General features: G+C 34.8%; 23 protein-coding genes, 1 other RNA gene, 1 pseudogene and 1 other annotated feature. Of the genes and pseudogenes, 2 read left to right on the top strand and 23 right to left on the bottom strand.

The window, feature by feature from the left end:
- Positions 1–76 precede the first annotated feature (76 nt).
- The gene (locus Q428_RS01115; RefSeq protein ID WP_035377395.1) at positions 77–1348 is read right to left on the bottom strand and encodes a replication-associated recombination protein A; all 1272 of its coding nucleotides are present in this window, start codon (positions 1346–1348) and stop codon (positions 77–79) included.
- Positions 1349–1543: 195 nt separating this feature from the next.
- Between Q428_RS01115 and Q428_RS01110 the strand changes: the two genes are divergently transcribed.
- Positions 1544–2497 (top strand): alpha/beta fold hydrolase, encoded by a 954-nt coding sequence (locus Q428_RS01110; RefSeq protein ID WP_035377393.1) that lies wholly within the window; start codon positions 1544–1546, stop codon positions 2495–2497.
- A 117-nt stretch (positions 2498–2614) separates the two neighbouring features.
- Here the strand turns inward: Q428_RS01110 and orr are convergent, their stop codons facing one another.
- From orr to Q428_RS01070, 9 genes are all read right to left on the bottom strand, one after another.
- The gene (orr, locus tag Q428_RS01105; RefSeq protein ID WP_035377391.1) at positions 2615–3676 is read right to left on the bottom strand and encodes an ornithine racemase Orr; all 1062 of its coding nucleotides are present in this window, start codon (positions 3674–3676) and stop codon (positions 2615–2617) included.
- Between the two features lie 22 nt (positions 3677–3698).
- Positions 3699–5054, bottom strand: a complete 1356-nt coding sequence (locus tag Q428_RS01100; RefSeq protein WP_035377389.1) for a GlmL-related ornithine degradation protein — start codon at positions 5052–5054, stop codon at positions 3699–3701.
- Between the two features lie 13 nt (positions 5055–5067).
- Positions 5068–7272 carry a D-ornithine 4,5-aminomutase subunit OraE gene (gene oraE, locus Q428_RS01095; RefSeq protein ID WP_035377387.1) on the bottom strand — a complete coding sequence of 735 codons (2205 nt, stop codon included), beginning with the start codon at positions 7270–7272 and terminating at the stop codon, positions 5068–5070.
- Positions 7272–7643: a D-ornithine 4,5-aminomutase subunit OraS gene (locus tag Q428_RS01090; RefSeq protein ID WP_152539049.1), complete on the bottom strand. Its 372-nt coding sequence runs from the start codon at positions 7641–7643 to the stop codon at positions 7272–7274. The genes oraE and Q428_RS01090 overlap by 1 nt, the downstream gene beginning before the upstream one ends.
- 35 nt (positions 7644–7678) lie before the next feature.
- Complete coding sequence (gene ortB / locus Q428_RS01085; protein ID WP_423219567.1) at positions 7679–9088, bottom strand: 2-amino-4-oxopentanoate thiolase subunit OrtB; 1410 nt, start codon at positions 9086–9088, stop codon at positions 7679–7681.
- A 4-nt stretch (positions 9089–9092) separates the two neighbouring features.
- Complete coding sequence (gene ortA / locus Q428_RS01080; protein ID WP_035377383.1) at positions 9093–9398, bottom strand: 2-amino-4-oxopentanoate thiolase subunit OrtA; 306 nt, start codon at positions 9396–9398, stop codon at positions 9093–9095.
- Positions 9399–9429: 31 nt separating this feature from the next.
- Complete coding sequence (gene ord, locus Q428_RS01075; RefSeq protein WP_035377381.1) at positions 9430–10479, bottom strand: 2,4-diaminopentanoate dehydrogenase; 1050 nt, start codon at positions 10477–10479, stop codon at positions 9430–9432.
- A 285-nt stretch (positions 10480–10764) separates the two neighbouring features.
- Positions 10765–11157 carry an AAA-type ATPase lid domain-containing protein gene (locus Q428_RS15830; protein WP_479723632.1) on the bottom strand — a complete coding sequence of 131 codons (393 nt, stop codon included), beginning with the start codon at positions 11155–11157 and terminating at the stop codon, positions 10765–10767.
- A gap of 23 nt (positions 11158–11180) precedes the next feature.
- Positions 11181–12161: a sigma-54 interaction domain-containing protein gene (locus tag Q428_RS01070; RefSeq protein ID WP_242847737.1), complete on the bottom strand. Its 981-nt coding sequence runs from the start codon at positions 12159–12161 to the stop codon at positions 11181–11183.
- Positions 12162–12431: 270 nt separating this feature from the next.
- Between Q428_RS01070 and Q428_RS01065 the strand changes: the two genes are divergently transcribed.
- Positions 12432–13130 (top strand): hypothetical protein, encoded by a 699-nt coding sequence (locus tag Q428_RS01065; RefSeq protein WP_035377380.1) that lies wholly within the window; start codon positions 12432–12434, stop codon positions 13128–13130.
- Between the two features lie 105 nt (positions 13131–13235).
- Here the strand turns inward: Q428_RS01065 and Q428_RS01060 are convergent, their stop codons facing one another.
- The 13 genes and pseudogenes from Q428_RS01060 to hemZ form a co-directional block, all read right to left on the bottom strand.
- Positions 13236–13838 carry a manganese catalase family protein gene (locus tag Q428_RS01060; RefSeq protein ID WP_035377378.1) on the bottom strand — a complete coding sequence of 201 codons (603 nt, stop codon included), beginning with the start codon at positions 13836–13838 and terminating at the stop codon, positions 13236–13238.
- A 3-nt stretch (positions 13839–13841) separates the two neighbouring features.
- A complete protein-coding gene (locus Q428_RS01055) occupies positions 13842–14129 on the bottom strand; it encodes a spore coat protein CotJB (protein ID WP_035377375.1) in 288 nt (95 codons plus the stop codon).
- Complete coding sequence (locus tag Q428_RS01050; RefSeq protein ID WP_051514792.1) at positions 14119–14385, bottom strand: spore coat associated protein CotJA; 267 nt, start codon at positions 14383–14385, stop codon at positions 14119–14121. The genes Q428_RS01055 and Q428_RS01050 overlap by 11 nt, the downstream gene beginning before the upstream one ends.
- A gap of 257 nt (positions 14386–14642) precedes the next feature.
- Positions 14643–15890 carry a DUF1015 domain-containing protein gene (locus tag Q428_RS01045; RefSeq protein WP_035377373.1) on the bottom strand — a complete coding sequence of 416 codons (1248 nt, stop codon included), beginning with the start codon at positions 15888–15890 and terminating at the stop codon, positions 14643–14645.
- A gap of 11 nt (positions 15891–15901) precedes the next feature.
- Positions 15902–16813, bottom strand: a complete 912-nt coding sequence (locus Q428_RS01040; protein WP_035377371.1) for a D-2-hydroxyacid dehydrogenase — start codon at positions 16811–16813, stop codon at positions 15902–15904.
- A gap of 32 nt (positions 16814–16845) precedes the next feature.
- Complete coding sequence (locus Q428_RS01035; RefSeq protein WP_035377369.1) at positions 16846–17916, bottom strand: pyridoxal-phosphate-dependent aminotransferase family protein; 1071 nt, start codon at positions 17914–17916, stop codon at positions 16846–16848.
- A gap of 353 nt (positions 17917–18269) precedes the next feature.
- Entirely contained in the window at positions 18270–18533 is a 264-nt protein-coding gene (locus tag Q428_RS01030) for a metal-sensitive transcriptional regulator (protein WP_035377367.1), read from the bottom strand.
- Between the two features lie 11 nt (positions 18534–18544).
- Complete coding sequence (locus Q428_RS01025; protein WP_035377365.1) at positions 18545–19039, bottom strand: YajQ family cyclic di-GMP-binding protein; 495 nt, start codon at positions 19037–19039, stop codon at positions 18545–18547.
- 92 nt (positions 19040–19131) lie between these two features.
- On the bottom strand, positions 19132–19884 hold the full coding sequence (locus Q428_RS01020) for a tRNA threonylcarbamoyladenosine dehydratase (RefSeq protein WP_035377523.1): 753 nt from the start codon (positions 19882–19884) through the stop codon (positions 19132–19134).
- Between the two features lie 20 nt (positions 19885–19904).
- A non-coding RNA gene (gene ssrS / locus Q428_RS14760) (6S RNA) lies at positions 19905–20083 on the bottom strand.
- Positions 20084–20183: 100 nt separating this feature from the next.
- Entirely contained in the window at positions 20184–21968 is a 1785-nt protein-coding gene (aspS, locus tag Q428_RS01015; protein ID WP_035377363.1) for an aspartate--tRNA ligase, read from the bottom strand.
- Positions 21968–23238: pseudogene (gene hisS / locus Q428_RS01010) on the bottom strand (histidine--tRNA ligase). Before hisS ends, aspS begins: the two are co-directional and overlap by 1 nt.
- A gap of 80 nt (positions 23239–23318) precedes the next feature.
- Positions 23319–23524 (bottom strand) — a binding site (T-box leader).
- A 28-nt stretch (positions 23525–23552) separates the two neighbouring features.
- On the bottom strand, positions 23553–24977 hold the full coding sequence (gene hemZ / locus Q428_RS01005; protein ID WP_035377361.1) for a coproporphyrinogen dehydrogenase HemZ: 1425 nt from the start codon (positions 24975–24977) through the stop codon (positions 23553–23555).
- Between the last annotated feature and the right edge of the window lie 10 nt (positions 24978–24987).

The following is a 24987-nucleotide window of genomic DNA, read 5'->3' as shown; positions in this document are numbered from 1 at the left end:
CTTTTTTAAGTGTTAAATAAGGTCTATGCAATTTTCATTATAACACTAAATTTTCTAATTTTGCATATTAATTAATTCATTTAATTTCATTTTTTATGCCTCTCATATATAGCTGTATTTTTTCTTCCATCTTATTTTTTCCTGGGAAATAATAAAGAGCATCCTTTATATTGTCTGGTAAATACTGTTGTTTTACATAGTTGTTAGGATAATCATGCGGATATTTATACTCTATTCCTCTACCTAACTTTTCAGCACCTGAGTAATGTGAATCCTTTAAATATACAGGTATATCTCCAATGTTCTTCTCTTCTAAATCCATCAAAGCCTTATCGATAGCACATATAGCTGAATTGGATTTTGGTGATGTTGCCAATGTTATAACTGCCTGTGCAAGGGGTATCCTTGCCTCTGGAAATCCAAGCTGCATTGCGGAATCTACACAACTTTTTGTTATAACAATAGCATTAGGGTATGCAAGTCCAATATCCTCAGATGCTATCACCAAAAGTCTCCTACAAATGGAGATTAAGTCTCCTGCTTTAATCAATCTGGCTAAATAGTGTAAGGATGCATCTACATCACTGCCCCTAATTGATTTTTGAAAAGCACTTAGGATATCATAGTGACTGTCCCCATCCTTATCATAATTAAGTATTTTTATCTGACTGCATTCCATTACCCTGTCTAAATCTACGTATTTGTTTCCAACTTCATCTGATTCTACTGATCCTGCACACAGTTCAACTACATTTAATGCCCTTCTGACATCACCACCGCATATCCTTGAGATATAGCTTACTGCTTCATCATTAAAGAATGTTTTATTATCTTCTTCATTGTTAAGAATTTCTATTGCCCTTAAAACAGCTCTTTTTATTTCATTCTCATTTAGAGGCTTAAACTCAAATACAGATGCCCTGCTTAATATGGCCTTGTAGATGTAGTGGTAAGGATTTTCAGTGGTGCTTGCTATAAGGGTTATTTGTCCATTTTCAATGAACTCAAGAAGTGACTGCTGTTGTTTTTTATTAAAATTCTGTATTTCGTCTAAATACAGCAAAACTCCATTGTGGGTTAAAAGAGTACCAATATCATCAACTATGTCCTTAATATCTTTAACCGATGCATTAGTAGCATTTAATTTGTAAAATTTCTTGTTTGATTTTTTGGCTGCTATATTTGCAACTGTTGTCTTTCCAACCCCAGGAGGACCATAGAATATCATGTTGGGTATGAAACCAGAGTTTATTATTTTATTTAAAATTTTGCCTTTCCCAAGTATGTGTTCCTGACCGAAGACATCATCAAGGGAAGTTGGTCTGATTTTATCTGCTAAAGGCTGCATTTCTGTTTCCTCCAAATTTAATTCTCACTTAGATTTCTTAAAAATTATACCACTACTGAATTTTAAAGTCACCAGACAGCAAGCATATATAGTATTGAATTAAATACAATAAAAACTATACCTTAATAGTTTATGTTTGTTTATTGTGGATAAAATAATTTATGAAGGATAAAATATTTCTGAGGTGAAGGCTGGATGAGAAAAAAATTATTAAAGGGAACACTTCTTGTTTCTTCAACACTTGCTGCAATGCATTTTTCAAATAAATATATTTTTAGTAAGGTAAGGCAAATAGAAAATTCTATAAACGGAGAAGAAAACTTTTATTTCAGTCAATATGGGAAGATTTTTTATGTTAAGAAAGGAGAAGGACCTCCATTGATGTTATTGCATGGGGTAGCCTCAGGTGTATCCTCCTTTATGTGGCGTAAGAATTTCGATGAATTTTCTAAACATTTCACAGTATATGCTATTGATTTACCCGGTTTTGGACGTTCTGAAAAACTTCCTATAACATATAAATCATATATGTACAGAGATGTTATCAAGTATTTTATTAAAGACGTAATCGGAGAACCTGCAAATGTTATAGCAAATATACAAAGCGCTGCTTATGTTATTCGCCTTGAATATGACATTCCTGGCTTATTTAAAAAAATAATTGCAGTTTGTCCATCTGGAATATTTGAACAGTCGCTGCCACCAAGTACCTCAGGCAGCATTATAACATCAGTTTTCAAAACTCCAATTCTAGGTACCTTCTTATACAATATGCTTGTTTCAAGGCCTGGTATAAAATATTTTATTGGAAACAAAACCTACTACAACAAAGATTTAGCCTCTAAATATGTCTTAAATCATTATATTGACAGTAGCAGACAGAATGGATATCTAAGTAAATATGCTCCTGCATCATTTTTAGGAGGGTATTTAAATCAAAATATAATAGGGCCCCTACAGGAACTATCAACTCCAACCTTAATCATCTGGGGTGAGAATGCAAAAATGAATACTGTCAATAATATTCAAAGTTTTAAAGATTTACGCCCAGACCTTGAGTATTATATATTTCCAAACTGTGGATATCTTCCCCAGGAGGAATATGCTGTTGAATTTAATAAACTTTGCATTGACTTTTTAAACAAATAATTATAAAAACCCGTAAATCTACTTAAATTAAACACCTTCCTAGATTACGGGTTTTCTTTGTATTTTCTCTTTATTAAGTTATCTATTCTAAATACATGACTTTTTAAGCAGTCTGAATTATTCTATTATAACCTTTTCTACATATTCAGATGTCATTGCTTTTAAAACGCATACATAATCAAGGGTAAAATCTACTATTTCACCAACTTGATATGGTTTTTGTGATTTTGTTACATCAAGTATAATATGATCACTGCTTGCACCTAAAATATCTATGTCGCTGTCATATGGATGCATAGCTCCTGTTTCTATATCTTGTCGTCCCATTCCTAGGATAGCCCTTTTGATTATTCCTCTATCCTCATAATGTGGTTTTTCCCCAAAGGCATCTAAACCTATTTTCCCTATTGGAACAGAGGGTTTTTCCTTAAGTTCAATTATCTGTCCCTTAAGTGTAAATGCATCTTTATGAAGACCATCAACATGGGTGCAGTAGGCTGCTTCCCTGCCAAGTAACAGGACTTCCCCAAATCTTAAATTATTTATGCCCTTTGGAAGCTCCCCTTTTTGTAAGAGGTAAAAGCTGCTTGAGTTTCCTCCAGATATTATTTCAATATTCAAGTTAAACTTTTCATCCATTTTTTTAGCAAGGGCAACTAATTTCCCAAGATTATCATTATCAGGTATAACGCCACCATAACAAGTTAAGTTTACGCCAAATCCCTTTATACATATTCCCTTTATTTCAACAGCTTCCCTGACGAAATTTTCTAAATCATCAGGCCATACACCTTCTCTTAAATCACCAAGATCAATCATTATAACAACATTATGAGTTTTTCCCAATTTTTCGCAGGTTTCTCCAATCAATCTTAAAGTTGACAATTCTGAATTCAGGCTGTAATCAACATACTTAACTAAATCATCTATTTCTGAATGCATTGGCAGTCTTAACAATACTTTTTTTGCCTCTATGTCTTTTAATCTGATTAAGTTACTTAATCTTGAATCAGCTAGATACTCAATTCCCCCATCTACAATTGCCTTGGCAATTCTTGGGTCTGCGCAAAAACACTTAGTGACTGACCATGGTGTGATTCCATACTTTTTACAAAGTTCATTCAATACCCTGGCATTATCTGTGATTTTTTTAAGATTAATCTCTATCCTGGGATACATAAAATTCCCCCCTATATTTCAGTTAAATACCCAGACTTTCTTTCATAAGCTTTAAGGATGCTTCTTTATATTCCTTTGATAGTACCCCCAAGGATGCCATGATATAATTATTGTCAACAAGTATTTTAACTCCCTCCTTTGGAAGAAGCTCTACTCCTTTACCGTATCTTGTTATTTGCTGCATTATTTCTACCCTCTTTGGAAGTCTTGTTAAAGCACCACCTGTTCCAATGATAAACTTAACTTGTGTTAAATCCTTTCCCTCTGCAACAGATTTTTTTCCTGATTCACCATAAAGTCTTCTGACTCTGCCTGCATGCCTTTCAACAGCTGTCAGTACAGCCTCTAGAGTAAGTCTTTCAACAAATTTAATTTCCTCTTCAGTTTTAGGTATAGGTTTATGGTTTTCTATATATGGGACTACATCAAACCCAAGTTCCTTACTTAATTTCTCAACACCAATTCTCTCAACAACATTTCTCATGTTTACAAATACCCCAAGGTCACCTTCAACCGTTCTCTTTGCCTCTGGCTCTGGAGCTAAAAGGATTCTGTTTATCTCCTCTGAACCTTCAGTTACAGAATGAACATCTGTTGTTGCCCCGCCGACATCAATAACAATTAAATCCCCTATTTCTTCCTTTAGAAGCTTTGCTGCCTCCATTACTGCTCCCGGTGTTGGAATTATAGGCCCTGTAACCATATCCCTTACCTTTGTCATTCCTGGAGCATGAATTATATGTTCCTCAAATACTTCCTGAATAACCCTTCTTGTTGGTTCAACGTTCAGCATATCCACCTTAGGATAAACGTTCTCAACAACATAAAGCCTGCTGCTGTAGCTTTTAAAAATTTCCCTCATTTCATCCTGGTTTTCACAATTACCAGCATAAATTATTGGAATGTTAAGACCTAATTCAGCTATTTTTTCTGCATTTTCAATTGCAGTATCCCTCTCACCATAATCAAGGCCGCCTGCAATTAAAATTATATTTGGCTTAATATCCTCAATTTTTTTAAGATCAGTTCTTCTTAGCTTACCTGCAGTTACCATATGGATAATTGCCCCTGCACCAAGTGCTGCCTCCTTTGCTGCCTTTGCTGTCATGTCATAAACAAGACCATGGACAGTCATTTTAAGCCCCCCTGCAGCACTGCTTGTTGCCAGAAGTTCTCCATATTCAATTGACTCTTCTCCAAGAGCCTGTCTTAAGCTTTCTATAGCCCCCTTAAGCCCAACTGTAACGTCACCCTCAAGTACCGTAGTTGGTGCCTGTCCCTGTCCTATAAATTTGGGAGAATCGGTGTGAATGCCATTAAAGGCATTCACTACCGTTGTTGTACTTCCTATTTCAGCTACTAAAACATCTATCTTCATATTAAAACCTTCTTTAAATTAAGCCTTTTGCTTCTAATTCTCTTCTCTTTTCTACAAAGAATGTTGCAACGTGAACTCCCTTAGTACCTCTTCCAAAACCTTGATCTACACCAGCTTCAATTGCAAGTTCATTTATAACCTGGGTTCCACCTGCAGCTATCATAATCCTGTCTCTTATTCCCTTTTCAATACAAAGCTCATGGATTCTCTTCATATTTTTATAGTGAATATTATCATGGCTTATAATTGTACTTGCCAATATCGCATCAGCATTGGCTTCAATTGCTGCATCAACTATCTTTTCGCATGGCACTGATGTTCCTAAATAAATAACCTCTATTCCATATTTTTCAATACCACCATGTTTAATATCAATAACTTCTCTAAGACCAACTGAGTGTTCATCTTGTCCAACTGTACCTGCAACAATCTTCATTGGTCTTCTTTCAATTTCTGCTCTGATTTCATCATCTGACATTACATGTTGAACTGGTGGTATATTCAGCTTTGTAACATCGATTTCAAACTGAACTTTACCCTTAATTTCTATTAGAGTACCTTCAGCTTCCTGAAGAACTTGTTTGTGAACAACTTCTACATCCTCAAGTCCCATCTTTTTACCTATTTCAACTGCTGCAACTTCAGCTGCCCTGACATCGATTGGTAAGAACATAGTTTGAAGAACGTAGCCATCACCAGCCCATTCAACCTCTGGTTTTAGATGTTCCTTTTTAAAGTATTTTCTGCTTTCATCAAGTCTCTTATAAACATTATCCTCTTCATCTAATTCGTCTATATAAACTATCTTTTCTGGTTTCTCAAAGGTACATCCTTCAATTAAATCAGATGGATTTTTAATTCCCTCTGGAAGATTGTTATATCCAAAGTGGGCAGTTACTGGTGCCATGTAATCCTCATCCCTTGGATAAACAGTTCCTGCTCCAAGACCTCCATCGATTTTTCTTGCTATACCATCACCATTTCTTTCTGGATAATATCCTGAGTCAACAAAGAAGCCTTCTTCAACAGCCTTAAAATAGCCTCCAACTTCAAGAATTTCTTCCATGAATAAAACTGCTCTTTCCTTAAGCTCCCTTGCTTTTTCTCTCAGATAGCCAGTTTCCTTTAATTCAACCATTTCCTTTAGTCCATCAAGTCCAGCAAAAGTCTGTTTTGCAGTATTTATAGCATGGATGTTGTTATAATGCCATGGCACATTTCGTCCTTCATCTGGAGTTATAGTTGATTGTATATCAGCACTTGTTAATTCAGAAATCAACAAATCAAGTACATGGGTTACAGTTGCTTCCCTTGTACAGCTTTCCATATACTTTGTATTCATCTGGGCTCTCATTCTATATTCCTTAAAGAGTTCACGAAGAGCCACTGCATAAGGTAAGTCAAGTCTTAAACATGGTGCTGGAGGTGCTGTAGGTGGAACAGTTGAGAGACATATATTCTTTGGATTCATTCCAACCTTTCTTGAATATATTGCATTAATTGCATGTTGTACCATGAGCTCAGGCATAACTTTCCATGCTTCCCTTGCAGTTGCATTTGCATTATGTGCTCCGTCAATCTGTGCCATATCTGCCCATGACATTACTTTTTTAGCTTCAGCTGCATCAACAAAGGATCTTACCATATTAATATTTCTATAAAGAACGTTATATTGTGGATCCTGATGTGCACCATTTACACCTTCCTCAGCAAACATAACTGCAATATCAGGACCAGCTTCACCAGAAACATATGAGTGGTAGTTGATTGGACGTCCTACCTCATCCTCAATCATATCCAGTGCTTTTCTTTGAGCCCTTACTTGCTTTCTTGTAACTGGAATTCCACCTATACCCTGTGGAGTACCCTCAATTAGACCGTCAAAATGGCTCTGTCCTGCTGTTCTTATAACCATTATATGGTCTGCACCATGCCATGCAGCCATTCTCATTCTTCTTATATCATCTTCAAATCTTCCTGAAGCTATTTCTGTTGTTATAACCGGTCTTGGCTGTGGATCAATGTCTTTAAAATATTTTGATGAAGGTAATCCATAGCTGTTTTTTAGAGGTTTACTCATTTCAAGATAAGTAAATGGCCCCATTTCTAAATTTTCAACTGGTTCTCTCCAATGCCATCCCCTTCTTCTAGGCCTATAATTTTCAAGGTCTTTTAAAATCTCTTCAACATCTATTTTCTGATCTCTTCTAAGTTCCATTATCTTGCACCTCCGTTGAAAATATCTAAGGCAATATCAAAATGTGCACCCTCTGCCATCTCTCTGCCTACCTCAACATAATTTCTATTCAGATGCTTTGCTACCCTGTAAACGATATTTCCACATCCCTTTCCCATAAGTCCTTTGTCAATTGTGTTTTCAACAATTCCTTTAGCTTCAATACTTGAAAATCCCATTCTAAGTAATACTGATCTCTCAACTGAAGGAGTTGTATGGGTTCTAGCAAGTTCTAGCAATGGATTTACAATCTCTTCAGCAAGGCTCCAGAACTTTGCTTCTAATTCCTCATCTGTTAAATTCTTTATATGCTCTCTTCTGATTTCAAAATCATCTGCTCTTTTAATAGCCATTATTATACCTCCTATTTACTGGATTTTTATTTTTCCTAAACAATACTTATGCCCATATCAGTTAATATTTCTTTTATATTTTCCACTGAACTCTTTGTATCCTCTGATAAGAACTCCACATCCTTCATTGAAACACTCTGAACCTTCGTGTTTTCAATGCAGTTTTTAACATAAGATTTTCTCATCTTATTTAAATCCATTTCTCTAGCCTTAATCATTGATGGGTGTTGTGGTAAAATTATGTTTTTGCCTGCAATTTCTTCATCGGGATTTCCAAATTTTACTTCAACCCCATTTTGTTTTGCAAAACTTAACTGAGGAAGTGGATGCTTTCCTGCTCCTGTGTATTCAGTTTCCTGAACAACAATTACTTCATCTTCATCCATTTCCATTGCCAGAGCAAATGCTGCTGTTAAAGATGTGTTGCCTGCAGGTCCCCTTTCTAAGCCTTCAAGCTGAGCTAAAGCCTCAGTTATATAGAATACTTCTCCTTGCTTAATTGTTACATATTTATCTAAATATCTAAGTGGTCTTGCTGCATTCCTTGGAACGTCTGATCTGTCTGGCCATGTTGCAAAGGGAATACCAAAACCAGTATGACCTGTTGTAAAGGATTTTCTGTTAAAGTCATAATCAGAAGCCATATGAAGTCCCGATAAATCAACACTTGCTCCAACTACTTTAGTGTTAATTGCTCCTGCCTTAATAAGTCCCCTTGCAGTTCCAGTTACATTTCCACCACCAGCATGGGTAATCAAGACAACATCAGGATCCTTACCAATCATTTCTCTGCATTGAATTGCAACTTCATATCCTAATGTTTCAACACCTGCAATACCAAAGGTTGAATATAAGGATGCATTGAAATAGCCTGTTTCTTCTAATGTCTTTAAAAAAGTGTAAAACAATTCAGGTCCCACAGATAATTGAACAACCTCTGCTCCATAACACTCACATTTTCTCTGTTTTTCTAATATTTCAGGTTGTCCAACCTTTCTTGAATCATAACATTCCTGAAGAATAATACACTTTAAATTTCGCATTGCAGCCTGTGAAGCTACTGCCGCCCCGTAATTTCCGCTTGTGGCAGCAGCAACTCCTTTATAACCAAGCTTTTCAGCATGATATACTGAAACAGCTGCCCTTCTGTCCTTAAAACTGCCTGATGGATTACATGATTCATCTTTAATGAAAATCCTTGCTCCTTTTCCCTTTGGAGATATCTTTCTAACAAGTGCAGTTAAATTCTTAAGCTCTATCAATGGTGTATTTCCAACACCAACCGATCTTTGAATCTCCTGGATTTCTGAGAGACTGTAACCAGTTTCCCTCATCATTCTTTCATAATCAAAGGCAATGGAGCCACTTTCAAAGATGCCATAATCCATTCCCACTGTCTTTTTCATAATTTCATTTTTCCTGGAAATTACACCAGCATAGCTCATATCCCTACTCATGACACTCACCATCCTTTAAGATGCTCCTTAACTGAATACCAACCTGCAATAGCTCTGGAACAAATTCACCAAATCCGTATTCATATTTAGGATTAATCTCAACAAGTTCTCCCTTTATCGTTCTTCCAGTTAAGGTTGTAATTTCAACCTCATCACCGATTTCTGCATCGTGATTTAAAAATCCCTTAACCCAAAGTTCTAAAGGAACTTTTTTTGTATCCTCAGGAAGATGAGCTGGTCTTTCTTCAGGCTTAAGTACAATTTGATGTACCTGTACCCATTCTCCTTTTCTAGCCATATATTTCACTCCCATTTTCCATAGATTATTTTTATTCTTCAATGAAATCTCTCATATCCCCCATGATAGCCCTTGGAACTGGTAAATCTATCATAGTCTTTAAACCTGGCTTCGCATTTATTACATGAGGTATCATATTTACACACATAGCTATTGTTCCAAGTCCACCTTCAACCTCTGGTTTGTTTGCCATATGAATAGCAGGTGTACCTTTAATTGTTATATAATCTCCTGTTTCTGTTCCTTCCATTTCAGGTTCAATTTGCTGTGGATGAATCATGTCTATCTTAACTTCTCCATCTACCCATCCCTGACCTGTCATGTTTACTCCAGCAACATTTCCTGCCTTAGCAAATCCATAAGGTGATTTTCTATCAACATTTGTAACTATAGGCTTCATTTGCTGCTCAAATTTTTCAACCTTCCAGCCAATTGCATCAGCAATCATTCTTACTGATTCAGCAAAACCTACATGTCCTGCAATAGTTCCGTCTTTAACTCCCTTTTCAAATTCCTCAACAGTAACACCAACGCCTTGTTCAACCATAACTGCTGGACCAAAAGGTGATAAACTGTTAACTCTCTTTGCTTCAATATGCTCAACATCTATCATACATCCTGTTAAACATACAACTAAAAGGTCCATCATAAGTCCTGGATTTATTCCTGTTCCAAGAATTGTTACACCGTTTTCCTTTGCTATTCTGTCAAGTTCAGCTGCTAATTCTGGATTTTGTGCCTGTGGATAAGCCATTTCTTCAGCAGTTGAAATTACATTTATCTTCTTTTCTAAAACATGTTTTAATCTTGGAAAAGCATTTTTAGTAAATGAATCTGTTGCACAAAGACATACATCACAGCATTTTTCAGTTAATACTTCATCGATATCAGCCTTTATTATAACCTCTGGTCTGTTTCCTCTTTCAACACCAAGAACATCATACATGCTCTTTCCAACCCTTAATTCATGTCTATCACAAACACCGACAATATCTACTCCTTTTTTATTAAGAAGCATCCTTGCCATTCCACTACCCATGGCACCAAATCCCCAAATCGCTACCTTTACATTTTCTCTCATAACTATCTCCTCCGTTTTTTAAAAATAAATAATATTCCTGCAATTATAACTGCAATTTCCATGCCAGAATTTTAATGGAGTTGTCCTATCTTTTCTTAAAATTTAATGGGTTTTATACTGAATATTGTGAATATTTATTATTTTTAGTATCATATCTGTTTATATTAGAATATCACTGCAAATTTTTTTGCTATTGTTAATTTTTTATTAATCCTTATAAAATTGGTAAAATTTAAAATAAAATACCAGATGCAATTTTTTTTGCATCTGGCTGCCTAATTTTGTTTAAAAATTTATGTTATATTTTTTCATTTTATGTTGTAAGGTCTGTCTTTTTATATTTAACAATCTTGAAGCCTCTGAAATATTATTTTTACTTTTTGATAATGCCTGAAGAATAATATTTTTTTCAATATTTTCCATATATTCATCAAGTGGAATACAAAAATTATAATCTGCATTAACTCCAATTGGCATACATTCTTGTTCAGTCAATTTAAATAATATCTCCTGAACCTGGGGAGTAAAGTGCTCTTTATTTATTATATGGCCACTTACTAAGTTCATTGCACCTTCAATATAGTTTTTAAGTTCCCTTACATTTCCTGGCCAATCATATGTCATAAAGGCATCATATACCTCTGTTGAGATATCCCATACATCCTTATTTAAAACTATGTTATAATGATTGATAAAGTTTTTTACAAAAAGCGGTATGTCCTCTTTTCTCTCGTAAAGGCAGGTATTTTAAGATTTATAACACTTAATCTATAATAAAGATCTTTTCTTATTTTATTTTCTGCAACACAACGATAAGGCTCTTCATTTGTAGTAGCAATGATTCTGACATCAACTGGTATATCCTTTACATCACCTATTCTTCTTATATACCCCTCCTGTAATACCCTTAGAAGTTTTGCCTGTAAATTAAGACTCATGGAGTTAAGTTCATCAAGAAGTATGGTACCTCCATTTGCCTGTTCAAAGAGTCCTGGCCTATTTACTGCTCCTGTAAAACCTCCCTTTACTGTACCAAATAAAATCCCTTCTAAAAGTCCATCAGGCAGTGCTGCACAGTTTATTGCAACAAAAGGCCTATCCTTTCTCTTGCTTTCATTGTGTATTGATTTTGCAAAAACTTCCTTACCTGTTCCCGTTTCACCATATATCAAAACCGTTGAAGATGTTGCTGCTGCTTTTTTTGCCGTATCCAAAGCTTTTATGAAGCTGGGACTACAGCCTATTATACCTTCAAAATTGAAATCAGATTCATTTTTAACTTCAGTTGTCTTTTCAGTTAAATTGATTATCCTGTCATACAGTTCCTTTACCTTTGTAAAATTCTTAGATATTTCAACAGCCCCCATAACATCATTGTTTTTAATGATTGGAACCGTTGTATTAACAGTGGTTATACTATGACCCTTTTTGTTGACATAGGTTTGAAATCTCTCAATTATAGGTTCCTTTGTTTCTATTACCTTGTATAATGTACTGGTGTTTTCATTTAAACTTGGAAAGACATCCAATATATTTCTATTTATTACTTCTGTTCCTTCAAGACCTTCTAATGTTTCCATTGCTTTATTATATATTAATGTTTTACCTTCTTTATCGATTACATGAATACCTTCCTCAACATATCTTAATAGAATTTCAAGTAATTCCCTTTGAAAATCCATTTTATCCCTCCCAATGGATGATTATATGTATATTTTACTACATTTTCTGACAGATTTAATAACATTTTTCTATTCTCTTACATAAAATAAGGTGAAAATAACTTTATTAACCCAGATTGTTGAAATATATCATTTGCAAAGAACTATTACGTTATTTATATTAACAAAGAAATTAACTACATAATTTTTATATAATATACAAATTTAGTAACATTATACCATTATTCTACATAATATGAAATTGAGAATAGGTAAAAAGGAGTGAAACGTATGGATTTTGAAAAATTCGACAACAATTTTGAATTTGACAGTGATTTCGAAGATTGTCATGATGATTTTAGAGATGAAAGTTGTCATCATACTGAACAATGTTGTCCACAACCTGAATGTGACGATATAATTTGCAAAACAGAGCTTGTACCATTCTGCTGCTGCATAACTGTCCCAGAAGAATACGACATTGTTTCAGTATGTAAGAAGTACTACAAAAAATTCGAAAAACACGACTGTTATGAGGAATACGAAGACTTTGACAAGTGCGACAGAAAACATTGTCCAAAATGTAAACCATTGATTTTATCAGCAATTTCAAAACATTGTGTAAAAGTTGTATGCGAGCCAACAATAGTAAAGGACGTACCAATTAAAACACCTTTAGGAAAATTATGCTGCGACGTTCCTGTTAAAAAGCTTAGATTATGTGGTCCAATATTAATTCAAAACTCATTATTAACTAGAAAATGCGACGAATACAAATTCTTCAGCTGCTGTGCTAAGACATTTATAGATAAAGTTATCTGCATAAAATGCCCTAACTACAAACATTTTAATATAGCTAAGGTTCATGTTTGTGTTGATCTTGACAGTCTTGAATTAACTCCACTTCCAAATAGCTGCTGTGAATGCAAAGACAGAAGATATAAAATCACTGGTTGCGTTAAAGTTTGTGTAGAAATCTGCCCATGCTAATATAACTGAGGAGGCTGTCTAACAGCCTCTTTTTTATGAAGATCACCTCAGCCTGCAACAATAAAACTGCAGATTCAGGTGATGTTCATTTTTAACATCTAAAAATCATTTGTTTAAAAAATCAGGCTTTGGCATAATAAATAAATGTGGTTCCTGAAGATAATCCTGTACTATTCTTAAGGCTTCTCCAAACCTTTGAAAATGAACTACTTCCCTTTCCCTCAGGAATTTTAAAGGCTCAATAACATCAGGATCATCTGCCATATTTATAAGATATTCATAAGTTGCTCTTGCCTTTTGCTCTGCAGCAAGATTTTCTGTTAAATCAACAATAGGATCTCCTTTAGATTGAATACCAGCTGCACTAAAAGGAACACCTGATGCACTTGCTGGATAAACACCCCTGTCGTGGTCTGCATAATAAGCTGACATCCCAGCCTTTTCTATTTCTTCCAAGCTTGCACCCTTTAATAACTGACGTACCATAGCCCCAACCATCTCTAAGTGTGCCAATTCTTCAGTTCCTATATCATTTAACGTTCCTATTGCCTGAGGAGTAATCATTGAAAATCTTTGACTTAAATATCTTAAAGCTGCTCCTAACTCACCGTCTGGTCCACCATATTGGGTTATTATAATTTTGGCCATTTTAGGATTAGGATTTTTTATTTTAACTGGATACTCCAGCATTTTTTCATAAATCCACATAGATTAATTTTCCCCCCTGTTTAGTTCAAAATTAGCTTCATAATCCCATGGCCATGGTTCATTTATCCACTGCCAGGGGTACTGACTGAAGGAATCATGTGCTGTCAGCATTCCATATGATTTTTCGTAGCTTTCCCTTAATTTTTTTGTTTGCATAAGATATGAATTGAATTTGGCAATAGCCTCACGATCATTGGGGTGAGTGTCTAGATATAAGTGGAGGTCTTCTACCATGAAACGTGCTGCAGTTAATCTTTTCAATAAATCAAACCTTTCATTTTCATTCTTCATAATAGTCCCTCCCTTTATCTTCTTTTTCCAGTTTTGATTTCTTGTCCTTTTTATCATATGGACTGAAAAGTTCTGGAAATGCAGTCCCCCTTTTTAATGCATCAATTGGCGAAAAGGTATTACACATTTTCTGATAAGGAACGTATGCTGCAGCCAGCCTGACGTTTTTAATTACCAACTCCTGTGAAACGCATTTTTCCATATCCTTTTGTGATTTGCTTTGCATCTCATTATCTTTTTCATGGTCCCTTTTCATTACGTTAATCTTCCTCCTAAAAAGTTGATACACAATAACATAATATGCAGCAAAGGCAAGCACTGTTACTTTTCTAGCAACCATGAGTTTCTGGATTATTAAAACAAGGAAACATTTAAATTTCCCTGATGAAGCGCCTTGAAGCTTATGTCATCATTCATGACATTTTTCAAAATTCACATGTGAATAACAAATGTTAACAATAAAAAGAGGCTGAACACTATTATCTAGTGCATCAGCCACTTTTCTCAAATAAACTATTCCAGATCGTGTATGAAAAGACCACTTCTAAGCTTTGGTTCAAACCAGGTGGATTTAGGAGGCATTACCTGACCTGCATCTGCAATTGACATTAAATCATCAATTGTTGTTGGGTACATTGAAAATGCAACCTTCATTCCCTCATTAACTCTTTTTTCAAGTTCCTTAAGACCCCTTATTCCTCCGATAAAATCAATTCTCTTATCTGTTCTTGGGTCCAATATTCCTAAGATTGGATTCAAAAGATTATTCTGCAGTATTGAAACATCTAATCTATCTACAGGATCATCAGGGTTGAAGGTTCCCTCCTTAGCCTTGAGACTATACCATCTGTTATTTAAATACATTCCAAATGTATGTTTTCTATCAGGTTTATATTGTCCCTCACCCTCATATACTTCCACTTCGAACTTTTCATTAATCCTTGACATGAATTCTTCTTCACTGTATCCATTTAAATCCTTAACAACCCTGTTATAATCCATTATATAGAGCTGTTCATCTGGGAAGAGTACAGCAAGGAAGAAATTAAATTCTTCAGTTCCGTTATAACCTGGTCTTTCCTCTCTTCTGATCTTTCCAACTTTAACAGCAGAAGCTGCTCTGTGATGTCCATCGGCAATATAAAAATAATCAACTTCCTTAAAGAGATTTTCTAGCCTTTCAATGACATTATTACAATCTATTACCCACACAGTATGGCCTATTCCATCATCAGATACGAAATCATAAACTGGAGTATGTTCATCTATCCATAGATTTATGATTTCATTTATTTCACCTTTTGCTCTATAAGTTAAAAATATGGGTCCGGTATTTGCATTTGTATAATCAACATGGTTTATTCTGTCCTGCTCTTTATCTGCCCTTGTATGTTCATGCTTCTTAATAACATTGTTAATATAATCATCTATTGAAGCACATCCAACAAGTCCAATCTGTGAGCGGCCATTCATTACTTGTTTATAGATGTAATAATTATTTTTTTCATCCTGTATAAAAATTTTATTTTCAATCATTGTCTTTAAATTACTTGCAGCCTTCTCATAAACTCTCTTATCATATAAGTCAATGGAAGGATCTAAATCTACTTCAGCCTTATCAACGTGTAAAAATGAATAGGGATTGTCCTTAACCATTTCCCTGGCTTCATCACTATTCATAACGTCATAAGGAAGTGCTGCAACTTTTTCTGCAAGTTCCTTTGTTGGTCTTATAGCTTTAAAAGGTCTAAAAACAGCCATAGCCTTTCCTCCTATGCAAAGAATTTTGTTATTATATCAACAATCTCCTCTCCTATTCTTTCCTGAGCTTCAACTGTTGATGCCCCAATGTGTGGAGTCAATGATACTTTTTCATGTGAACAGAGTGCCATATTTTTTGTTGGCTCTTCAACAAATACATCCAGAGCTGCACCTGCAAGTTTACCTGAATCAAGTGCCTCTAATAAGTCATCTTCTGAAACTACACCGCCTCTGGCACAATTGATTATATATGCGCCGTCCTTCATCCTATTAATCTGCTCCTTACCGATAACTGGGCCCTGGTTCTTATTAAATGGAATATGTAATGAAACAAAATCAGATACCTGCAATAACTCATCAAGTGTACAGAATCTATATCTTTCATATCCATCCATTGGCCCACAAATATCAGTATAAACTATTTTCATACCCAAGGCTTCCGCTCTCTTTGCCGTTTCCTTTGCTATCCTTCCAAACCCTACTAACCCTAAAGTCTTACCAGCAAGTTCAATACCCTCATAGTGCTTCTTATTCCATTTTCCTTGTCTCATGGTTACATTTGCACTATGAATAAATCTTGCAAGGGTAAACATATGTCCTATTGCAAGCTCTGCCACCGATGCACTGCTTGCATTTGGAGTATTGTTCACTTCAATCCCATTTGCCCTTGCATAATCTACATCTATATTATCAACCCCAACTCCGCCTCGAATTATCAGCTTAAGTCTTTTTGTTTCTAATGCAGCATCTATTATTGGCTTTCTTATTTTAGTTGCTGAACGAACAACCACCACATCAAAGTTTTTAATTTCCTCAGCCAATTCTGTTTCTTCATAATGCCGCTCAACCACTTCAAAACCCATTTCAGTTAATTTTGTAATTGCTGACTTTTCCATGCCATCAGCAGCTAATATTCTAATCATACCCATTACCCCTTAATAAAATAAATTATATATTATAAACCTAATATATCATCTATGGCAGCTATCAAACTCTTTACTTCATCTAAAGTATAGTCAGCCATATGTGAAATTCTAAATGTCTTGTCCTTTAATTTTCCATAACCATTTGAAATTGTAAATCCTCTTTCCCCAAGTGCCTTATTTAATGCTGAAACATCAATATTTCTTGTATTCTTTATTGTTGTTAATGTATTTGAAGCATATCTTTCTTCTGGGAATAACTCAAAATTCTTTTTAGCCCATTCTCTTACATATTGAGCCATTTCTAAATGCCTTGCATATCTGTTTTCTAGGCCTTCCTCTAAAATTCTGTCTAATTGGTAATCAAGGGCATACATAAGTGATAATGCAGGAGTTGAAGGATACTGGTAATCCTTTTTCTGTATGTAGTCATAGAGTGCAAGAAGATCAAGATAAACTCCCCTATATGGAACTTCTTTAGCTGCTTCAACAGCCTTCTTTGACATTGAAGCAATAGCCATTCCCGGAGGAAGTCCTATACATTTTTGAGTTGAAGTGATACATATATCTACACCTAATTTGTCTACTTCTATCTTTGTACCAGCCATAGAACTTACAGTGTCTAAACACCATATAACTTCTGGGTATTTCTTCATAACCTCTGAAATTTCTTCTACTGGGTTCATAACGCCACTGGAAGTTTCATTGTGTGTAACAGTTATTAAATCATATTTACCTGTTGATAAAACCTCATCAACCATTTCAGCTGTTGTTGCTTTACCCTGTTCTACTGAAAATTTATCTGCTGGAACATTATTAGCAACAGCCATTTCATACCATCTGTCTCCAAAGGCTCCTACTGAAAATACCGCTGCTCTTTTTCTAGTACATGATCTAATAGCTCCCTCCATAAGACCTGAGCCTGATGAAGTTGAAAGAAGAATCTCCTCATTTGTGTAAAAAACCTTTTGCAATTTTTCACTTATCCTTCTTTGAAGTGCAGATGCATCCTTTGTTCGATGCCCAATCATTGGTTTTGTCATCTGTTGAAGTACATCTTCTCTGACATCAACAGGACCTGGAATAAATAATTTTTTATGCATTATTTTACCCCCCTTGTAATGGTTTTTGTTAAGTTTTTATTGTCGGTTTCCCCTTACATAGAATATGATAACATTTTGCAAAAATTCCCACAATATATTTTTTGAAATTTTCAAAATATTCTTTATTGTTTATGAAAATTATACAATTTATTGAATTTTAGTACCTACATTTACTTTTTACGACTTAATTTTCTATTTATTTCTTGACACAATAAAAAGAAAACCCATGAATCTAAGTAACCAGCATTAAGGGTATAATATAACTTTTAATTATTTATCCTTTATATGCTAAATAGACTATGGGTTTTAATTTCATTAATATTAAACTTTTATTCTATAATTTTCAAGCATTTTCACTTTATAAATTTAATTATTGTTTCTATCATATTTTCAATATTCTCTTCACTTTCGTCATTTTCAATTGCTTTTTTAATACAGGATCTGGAATAGTTTTCTAATACCAGACCTCCAACCTTTGAAATAGCCGCCTTTACAGCAGCAATCTGAATTAATATGTCATTACAGCACTGGTCTTTTTCTATCATTCTTTCAATACCTTTAACCTGACCTTCTATTCTTCTAAGTCTTTTTATTATATCCTCCTTAGTCTTATCCATTATACCCCACCTTACGACCTATAATTAGTGAACTGCAGTTCAATATCATAGTCTTTTCCCTTTAACATATGTATTACTGCTTGAAGGTCATCCTTGTTTTTTCCAGAAACTCTGACAACATCATCCATTATCTGAGCCTGTACCTTTATTTTAGATGTTTTTATGTCTTGTATTATTTCCTTTGCCTTTTCCTTTGAAATTCCCTTTTTAATTTTTACCACCTGTCTTACAGTTCCTCCTGAAGCAGGTTCAAGCTTACCTGGATCTAAGAATTTGGGAGAAACATTTCTCTTAACCATTTTCCCCCTAAGTATTTCTAAGATTGTATTAAGCTTATATTCATCCTCTGCATGAATTTTTATTTCTTCCTTGTTAAACTCAATCTCTGCTACACAGCCCTTAAAATCAAATCTTTGTGAAATTTCCTTTATTGTCTGATTTACAGCATTATCCATTTCTTGAACGTTAATTTCTGACACTACATCAAATGAGCAATTTCCTGCCATAAATAACCCTCCCAACGTATGTTACCTTAAGAAAAATTATACATGAAATCTTCAAAATAACAATATAGACTTTATTTTCATTATATCATAAATCATTTAATAAGGTCCTTTATAACTTCCCCAGCTATTATAAGTCCTGCAACTGATGGAACAAAGGATATACTTCCAGGTGTCTGTCTTTTACTTACAGTTGTTATCTCAAGCTCTGGTGCCTTTTCCTTATTTTCTTTATATTCTTGTAAAGCTTCATTTTTAGGCTTTACTGGCTCTTCCTTTGAATAAACTACCTTTAATTTTTTTACACCTCTTTTTTTAAGTTCATATCTCATAACCTTAGCAAGGGGACATACACTTGTTTTATAAATATCTGTAACCTCAAATCTGGTTGGGTCAAGTTTATTTCCTGCCCCCATGCTGCTCATTATTGGAATTCCCATTTTGTCACACATATAAATTAAATGGATTTTTGCAGAAACTGTATCAATTGCGTCAACAACATAACTATATTCTCTTTTTAAAAGTTCTTCCGCATTTTCTGAAGTAAAAAAGTTTTTTATCGGTATTACCTCTGCCTCAGGGTTTATTTCCCTTATTCTCTCAGCCATAACTTCAACCTTAGGCTTTCCTATGGTTTTAGTTGTTGAATGTATTTGTCTGTTGATATTAGTGATAGATATATCATCATTATCAATTAAAATAATTTTTCCTACTCCACATCTGGCAATTCCCTCTGCCGCAAAGGAACCTACCCCTCCGACACCAAAAACAGCTACTGTACTGTTTTTTAATTTATTCATTGCTTCTTTACCTAAAAGAAGTTCTGTACGTGAAAATGAATTTAACATATCTTCCTCCATATACACAAATTAAGCCCGCTGTACCGTTAAATGGAATGTTTGAACCTGCAATGGCAGGTGGGTGTTCTCTCTCATGTTTCTTGTTTCCTTAAATATAAAGGCATACATTCCCCACAAGAAGTTAAACTCCCGATTAAAAGGTGTTGGATCAATACATATTCCATTCTATCGAATACAGCAGGCCATTTTTATTAACATACAATTAACGTCAGTCCATATCTTTCTTGCTTATTAGTATTATAATCAGATATTGTTTTTTTATAACAATATTTTTTATATTTATTTTATTACTCTTTATTTATAGTTGAAATACCAAGTTCAGTAAGCTGCTTAGAATCAACTACATTTGGAGCATTTGTTAGAGGACATGCAGCATTTTGGTTCTTTGGGAAAGCAATAACGTCCTTTATATTTTCAGTTCCAGTTAAGAACATAACAAGTCTGTCAAAACCATATGCTAAACCGCCATGTGGTGGAGGCCCAAACTTAAAGGCTTCAAGAAGGAAACCAAATTTTTCCCATGCTGATTCCATTGTAAAACCTAATGCCTTAAACATTCTTTCCTGAATCTTTGTATCATGAATTCTGATACTTCCTCCCCCTATCTCTTCACCATTTAACACTATGTCGTAAGCCTTTGCTCTGACTTTACCTGGTTCAGTTTCAAGGAACTCAAGATCTTCCTCCATTGGCATTGTAAAAGGATGATGTTTTGCAACATATCTGTTTTCTTCCTCATCATATTCAAAAAGTGGAAACTCTGTTACCCATAAGAACTTAAATTCTTTGTTCTCTGGTCCTATAAGGTTTAATTTCCTGCCTAATTCTAATCTTAATGCACCAAGGGAAGCAAAAACAGTATCTGGTTTATCTGCAACTATCAGAATTAAATCTCCAACTTCTCCATTTACTCTATCTATAATAGCCTTCATCTCATCTTCACTAAAGAATTTCCCAATAGGGGATTTTATTTCGTCCTCTTTTATTGCTATCCAAGCAAGGCCCTTTGCACCATATGTTTTTACATATTCCCCTAATCTATCTATCTCTTTTCTTCCAAAATCAGCACATCCCTTAGCATTTATAGCCCTGACATCGCCGTTATTAGCTATTGCATCCTGGAATACCTTAAAGCTACTGTTTCTTACTACATCTGTAAGATTAACAAGCTCAAGTCCAAATCTAATATCCGGCTTATCTGAACCGTATCTTTCCATAGCTTCCTTATATGGCATTCTCATAATAGGAAGTTTTACATCAACATTTAATATCTCTTTAAATAGCCTCTGTATAAGTCTTTCATTCATCTCAATTACATCATCCACATCAACAAAGGACATTTCTATATCTATCTGGGTAAATTCCGGCTGCCTGTTTGCCCTTAAATCCTCATCTCTAAAGCATCTAACTATTTGGAAATATCTATCAAAACCTGAAACCATCAGCAGCTGTTTAAACAGCTGAGGTGATTGTGGCAGAGCATAAAACATTCCGGGGAAATTTCTGCTTGGAACAAGATAATCCCTTGCACCTTCAGGAGTACTTTTCGTCAGCATTGGAGTTTCCATTTCTAAAAATCCATTTTCATCCATAAAATCCCTTACGATTTTTGCTGCTCTGTGTCTGACCATAAGTCTTCTTTGCATATCAGGCCTTCTAAGGTCTAAATATCTATACTTTAATCTAATCTGTTCTGCTGCATCAAGCTCCTCTTTAATGTATATAGGTGGAGTTTCTGATTCAGATAAAATTCTAAGGTCTGTTGCCTTTATTTCTATCATACCAGTTGGCATATTAGGATTTGGTGATTCCCTTAAAACAACATTTCCTGTTACCGCAAGAACATATTCACTTCTAATTGCCTCTGCTTTGTGAAATGCGTTCTTATCTATTTCTTCACCAAAAACTACCTGTACTATTCCCGTTCTATCTCTTAAGTCAACAAATATGAGACTACCTAAATCTCTTCTTCTTTGAACCCAACCCATAAGGGTTACAGTATTTCCTACATTGCTTTCATTCAATTGTCCGCACATACAGCTTCTTTTAAGACCTTTTATTGATTCTCCCATTATAAATCCCCCTTAACCTTGTTTCTAATTTCATTTTTGAGGTTGCTAAGTTCAATTTCAACTTCTTCACCAGTTTCCATGTTCTTAAGCTTTCCTTTGTTGGACTTTATTTCATCTTCTCCAAGAACTATTGCAAATTGAGCCTTAATTTTATTGGCATATTTCATCTGAGCTTTAAGACTTCTTGACACCAGGTCTCTTTCACAGGATATTCCAGCTCTTCTCAGCTCCATTATAAGCTTAGAAACTTCTGTCTTAGCCATGTCACCAATTGAAGCTATGAACAATTCAGGTCCCTTTGGCTCAGGAATAACAATTCCATTTGATTCAAGGGTTAAAATAAGTCTTTCAAGACCTAAACCGAAACCAACTGAAGGTATATCAGGTCCCCCACACTCTTTTATCAGATTGTCATATCTACCGCCACCGCATACTGTACTTTTAGAGCCTATGTTCTCTGAGATAATCTCAAAAACTGTCTTTGTATAATAATCCAGTCCTCTTACTATACCGGGATCCACTAAAAATGGAATGTTAAGTATATGCAATTCTTTTTTCAATCCTTCAAAATGATTCTTACACTCATCACACAAATAATCTAAAACAACAGGTGCATTTTCTGTAATTTTTTTACATGCAGGACTCTTACAATCCAGAATTCTTAAAGGATTCTTTTCATATCTATCACCGCATGTTTCGCATAAATCCCTTAAGTTTTCTTTAAAATATGCCTTTAAAGCCTCATTATAATCTTTTCTGCATTTAGAGCAGCCAATACTGTTTATATTAACCCTTAAGTTTCAACACCTAATCTATTAAAGAAGGTCATAGCTAAACTGATAACCTCAGCATCTGCAGTATAATCAGGAGCTCCATAGACTTCTACTCCAAACTGATGATGTTCTCTTAATCTTCCTGATTCTGGTCTTTCATATCTGAATACCGGTGTTAAATAGAATAACTTCACTGGAAGAGTTTCAGAATATATGTTATTTTCTATACAAGCCCTGACTGCTGGTGCTGTTCCTTCAGGTTTTAAGGTTATACTTCTTCCACCTCTGTCATCAAAGGTGTACATTTCTTTTTGAACTATATCTGTTGTTTCTCCAACCCCTCTTTGAACAAGTTCTGTATGCTCAAAGGTTGGAGTTCTCATTTCTCCAAATCCAAAATCCCTGCATATCTTTCTTACCTGGTCTTCTATGTAATGCCACTTATAAACCTCCTGTGGTAAAACGTCCTTTGTACCTCTTGGTGCCTTTGTCAACATAATTATCCTCCTTTCAAAAATCAGTTTTCTACAAATCTAAACATAATTTTTAGAAAAAAATATAAAAAAAGCCGTCCCTGCAAAGGGACGAGCTGTATACCCGCGGTACCACCCTAATTGGATTAACCCACTTAATTCCTTAACGCGGAAAACGGAAAGCCCTACTCAATTCAGACCTCTGCTCCAGGATGTCTTTCAACTACCTTAACCATGAAATACCTTTCAATCACGGATATTTCTCCCTGTATGGTGTTTGCAGCCTACTCCTTCCCTTCAACACACTAGATATTTGTAAGTATTATATATCCAAAGTTTTATTTTGTCAACATATCTATTGCCATAATTTTTCTTTCTATCATCTCGTCAATCCTTGCAATATACTCCCTGACATCCTTTACATTTGCACTTCGTTCAATTCTGTTTTCTTCAGGAAAAACTAGTTTTGTAACTGCATCTGCACCCATAGAGATTATAGATTTATTTTCTGCAATCATCTGTATATTGTATATACACTCTCTGCCACCTTTGCAATATCCTACATTTTCAAGGGGACTTACCATATTCTTTTGCCTGTACATATAATATGGATACATACCTATTTCCCTTGAGGCACTGCAGGCATTTTCATACATCATATCAATCATATGATTTTTATTTTTGTATTCATGCTGATTTAGAATCGATGCACGCTTTATTGCCATAGTATGGATTGTTATACTTTCTGGTGATAAATTTTTCAAGATATTCATAGTGTTTTCAATCTCTTTAAGCCCTTCCTCAGGTAAGCCTATAATTATGTCCATATTTATATTATCAAATCCTATTTTCCTTGCCATTTCAAATTTTTCTATTATATCTTCTGCAGTGTGTTTTCTTCCTATCCTTAAAAGGGTTTCATCATTCATACTCTGTGGATTAATACTTATTCTTGTACAACCATAGCCCTTGATTACCCTTAATTTTTCTTCATCAATGGAATCAGGTCTGCCTGCTTCAACGGTGAATTCCCTTAAGGTATCAAGTTGTATATGTGATTTCATTGTAGAAAAGAGTCTCTCCAATTGCCCAGCTGTGAGGGATGTTGGAGTCCCCCCTCCTATATACAGGGTGTCAATTGAAAAATTGTTTTTTGCCAGGTATTCTAAAGTAAAATTAATCTCTCTGATTAACGCATCAAGATATTCTTCAACCAGCCTTTCATTCCCTTTTAGAGAATTGGAGGTAAAAGAACAGTAAACACATCTTGTTGGGCAAAATGGAATACCAACGTAAAGGCTTACATTTTTGGTGCCCTGGTCTAAAAACTTCCTTTCATTTTTTGCAACTTCAAGGGCAAGCTGAGCCTTATCTTTATTTACATCATACTCATTAATCAGATATTCTATTATTTCTGTATCCTTAAAATCCTTCTTAAAACAATCGTGCACAATTTTCGTTGGCCTTATACCAACAAGTATTCCCCATGGTACATCCTGCCCTGTAGTTCTTTTAAAGCATCTTAAAAGAGTCATTTTTATTGAATTCTTGATTTTTTTTATGTCACTTTCTTTTAGACTAATCTCATCATGTAATCCATTTGCCATTTTGCAATAAACTTTTTTGTTATCTTCATCAAAAATACTAACTACATCACTTTCACCATCTGTAACAAAATGGATTTGTGATTTGTCGTAAAAAAGTGAAGCAATCTGGAAAACTTCATATTGGAAAGCGTGTCCAACTAATTTAATCCTTATCATTTTAATCCCC

It is taken from the genome of Fervidicella metallireducens AeB, from assembly GCF_000601455.1.
Lineage (GTDB): Bacteria > Bacillota > Clostridia > Clostridiales > Caloramatoraceae > Fervidicella > Fervidicella metallireducens.
The sequence above is the reverse complement of the archived record's forward strand: the minus strand, read 5'-3'. Positions and strand labels throughout refer to the sequence as shown.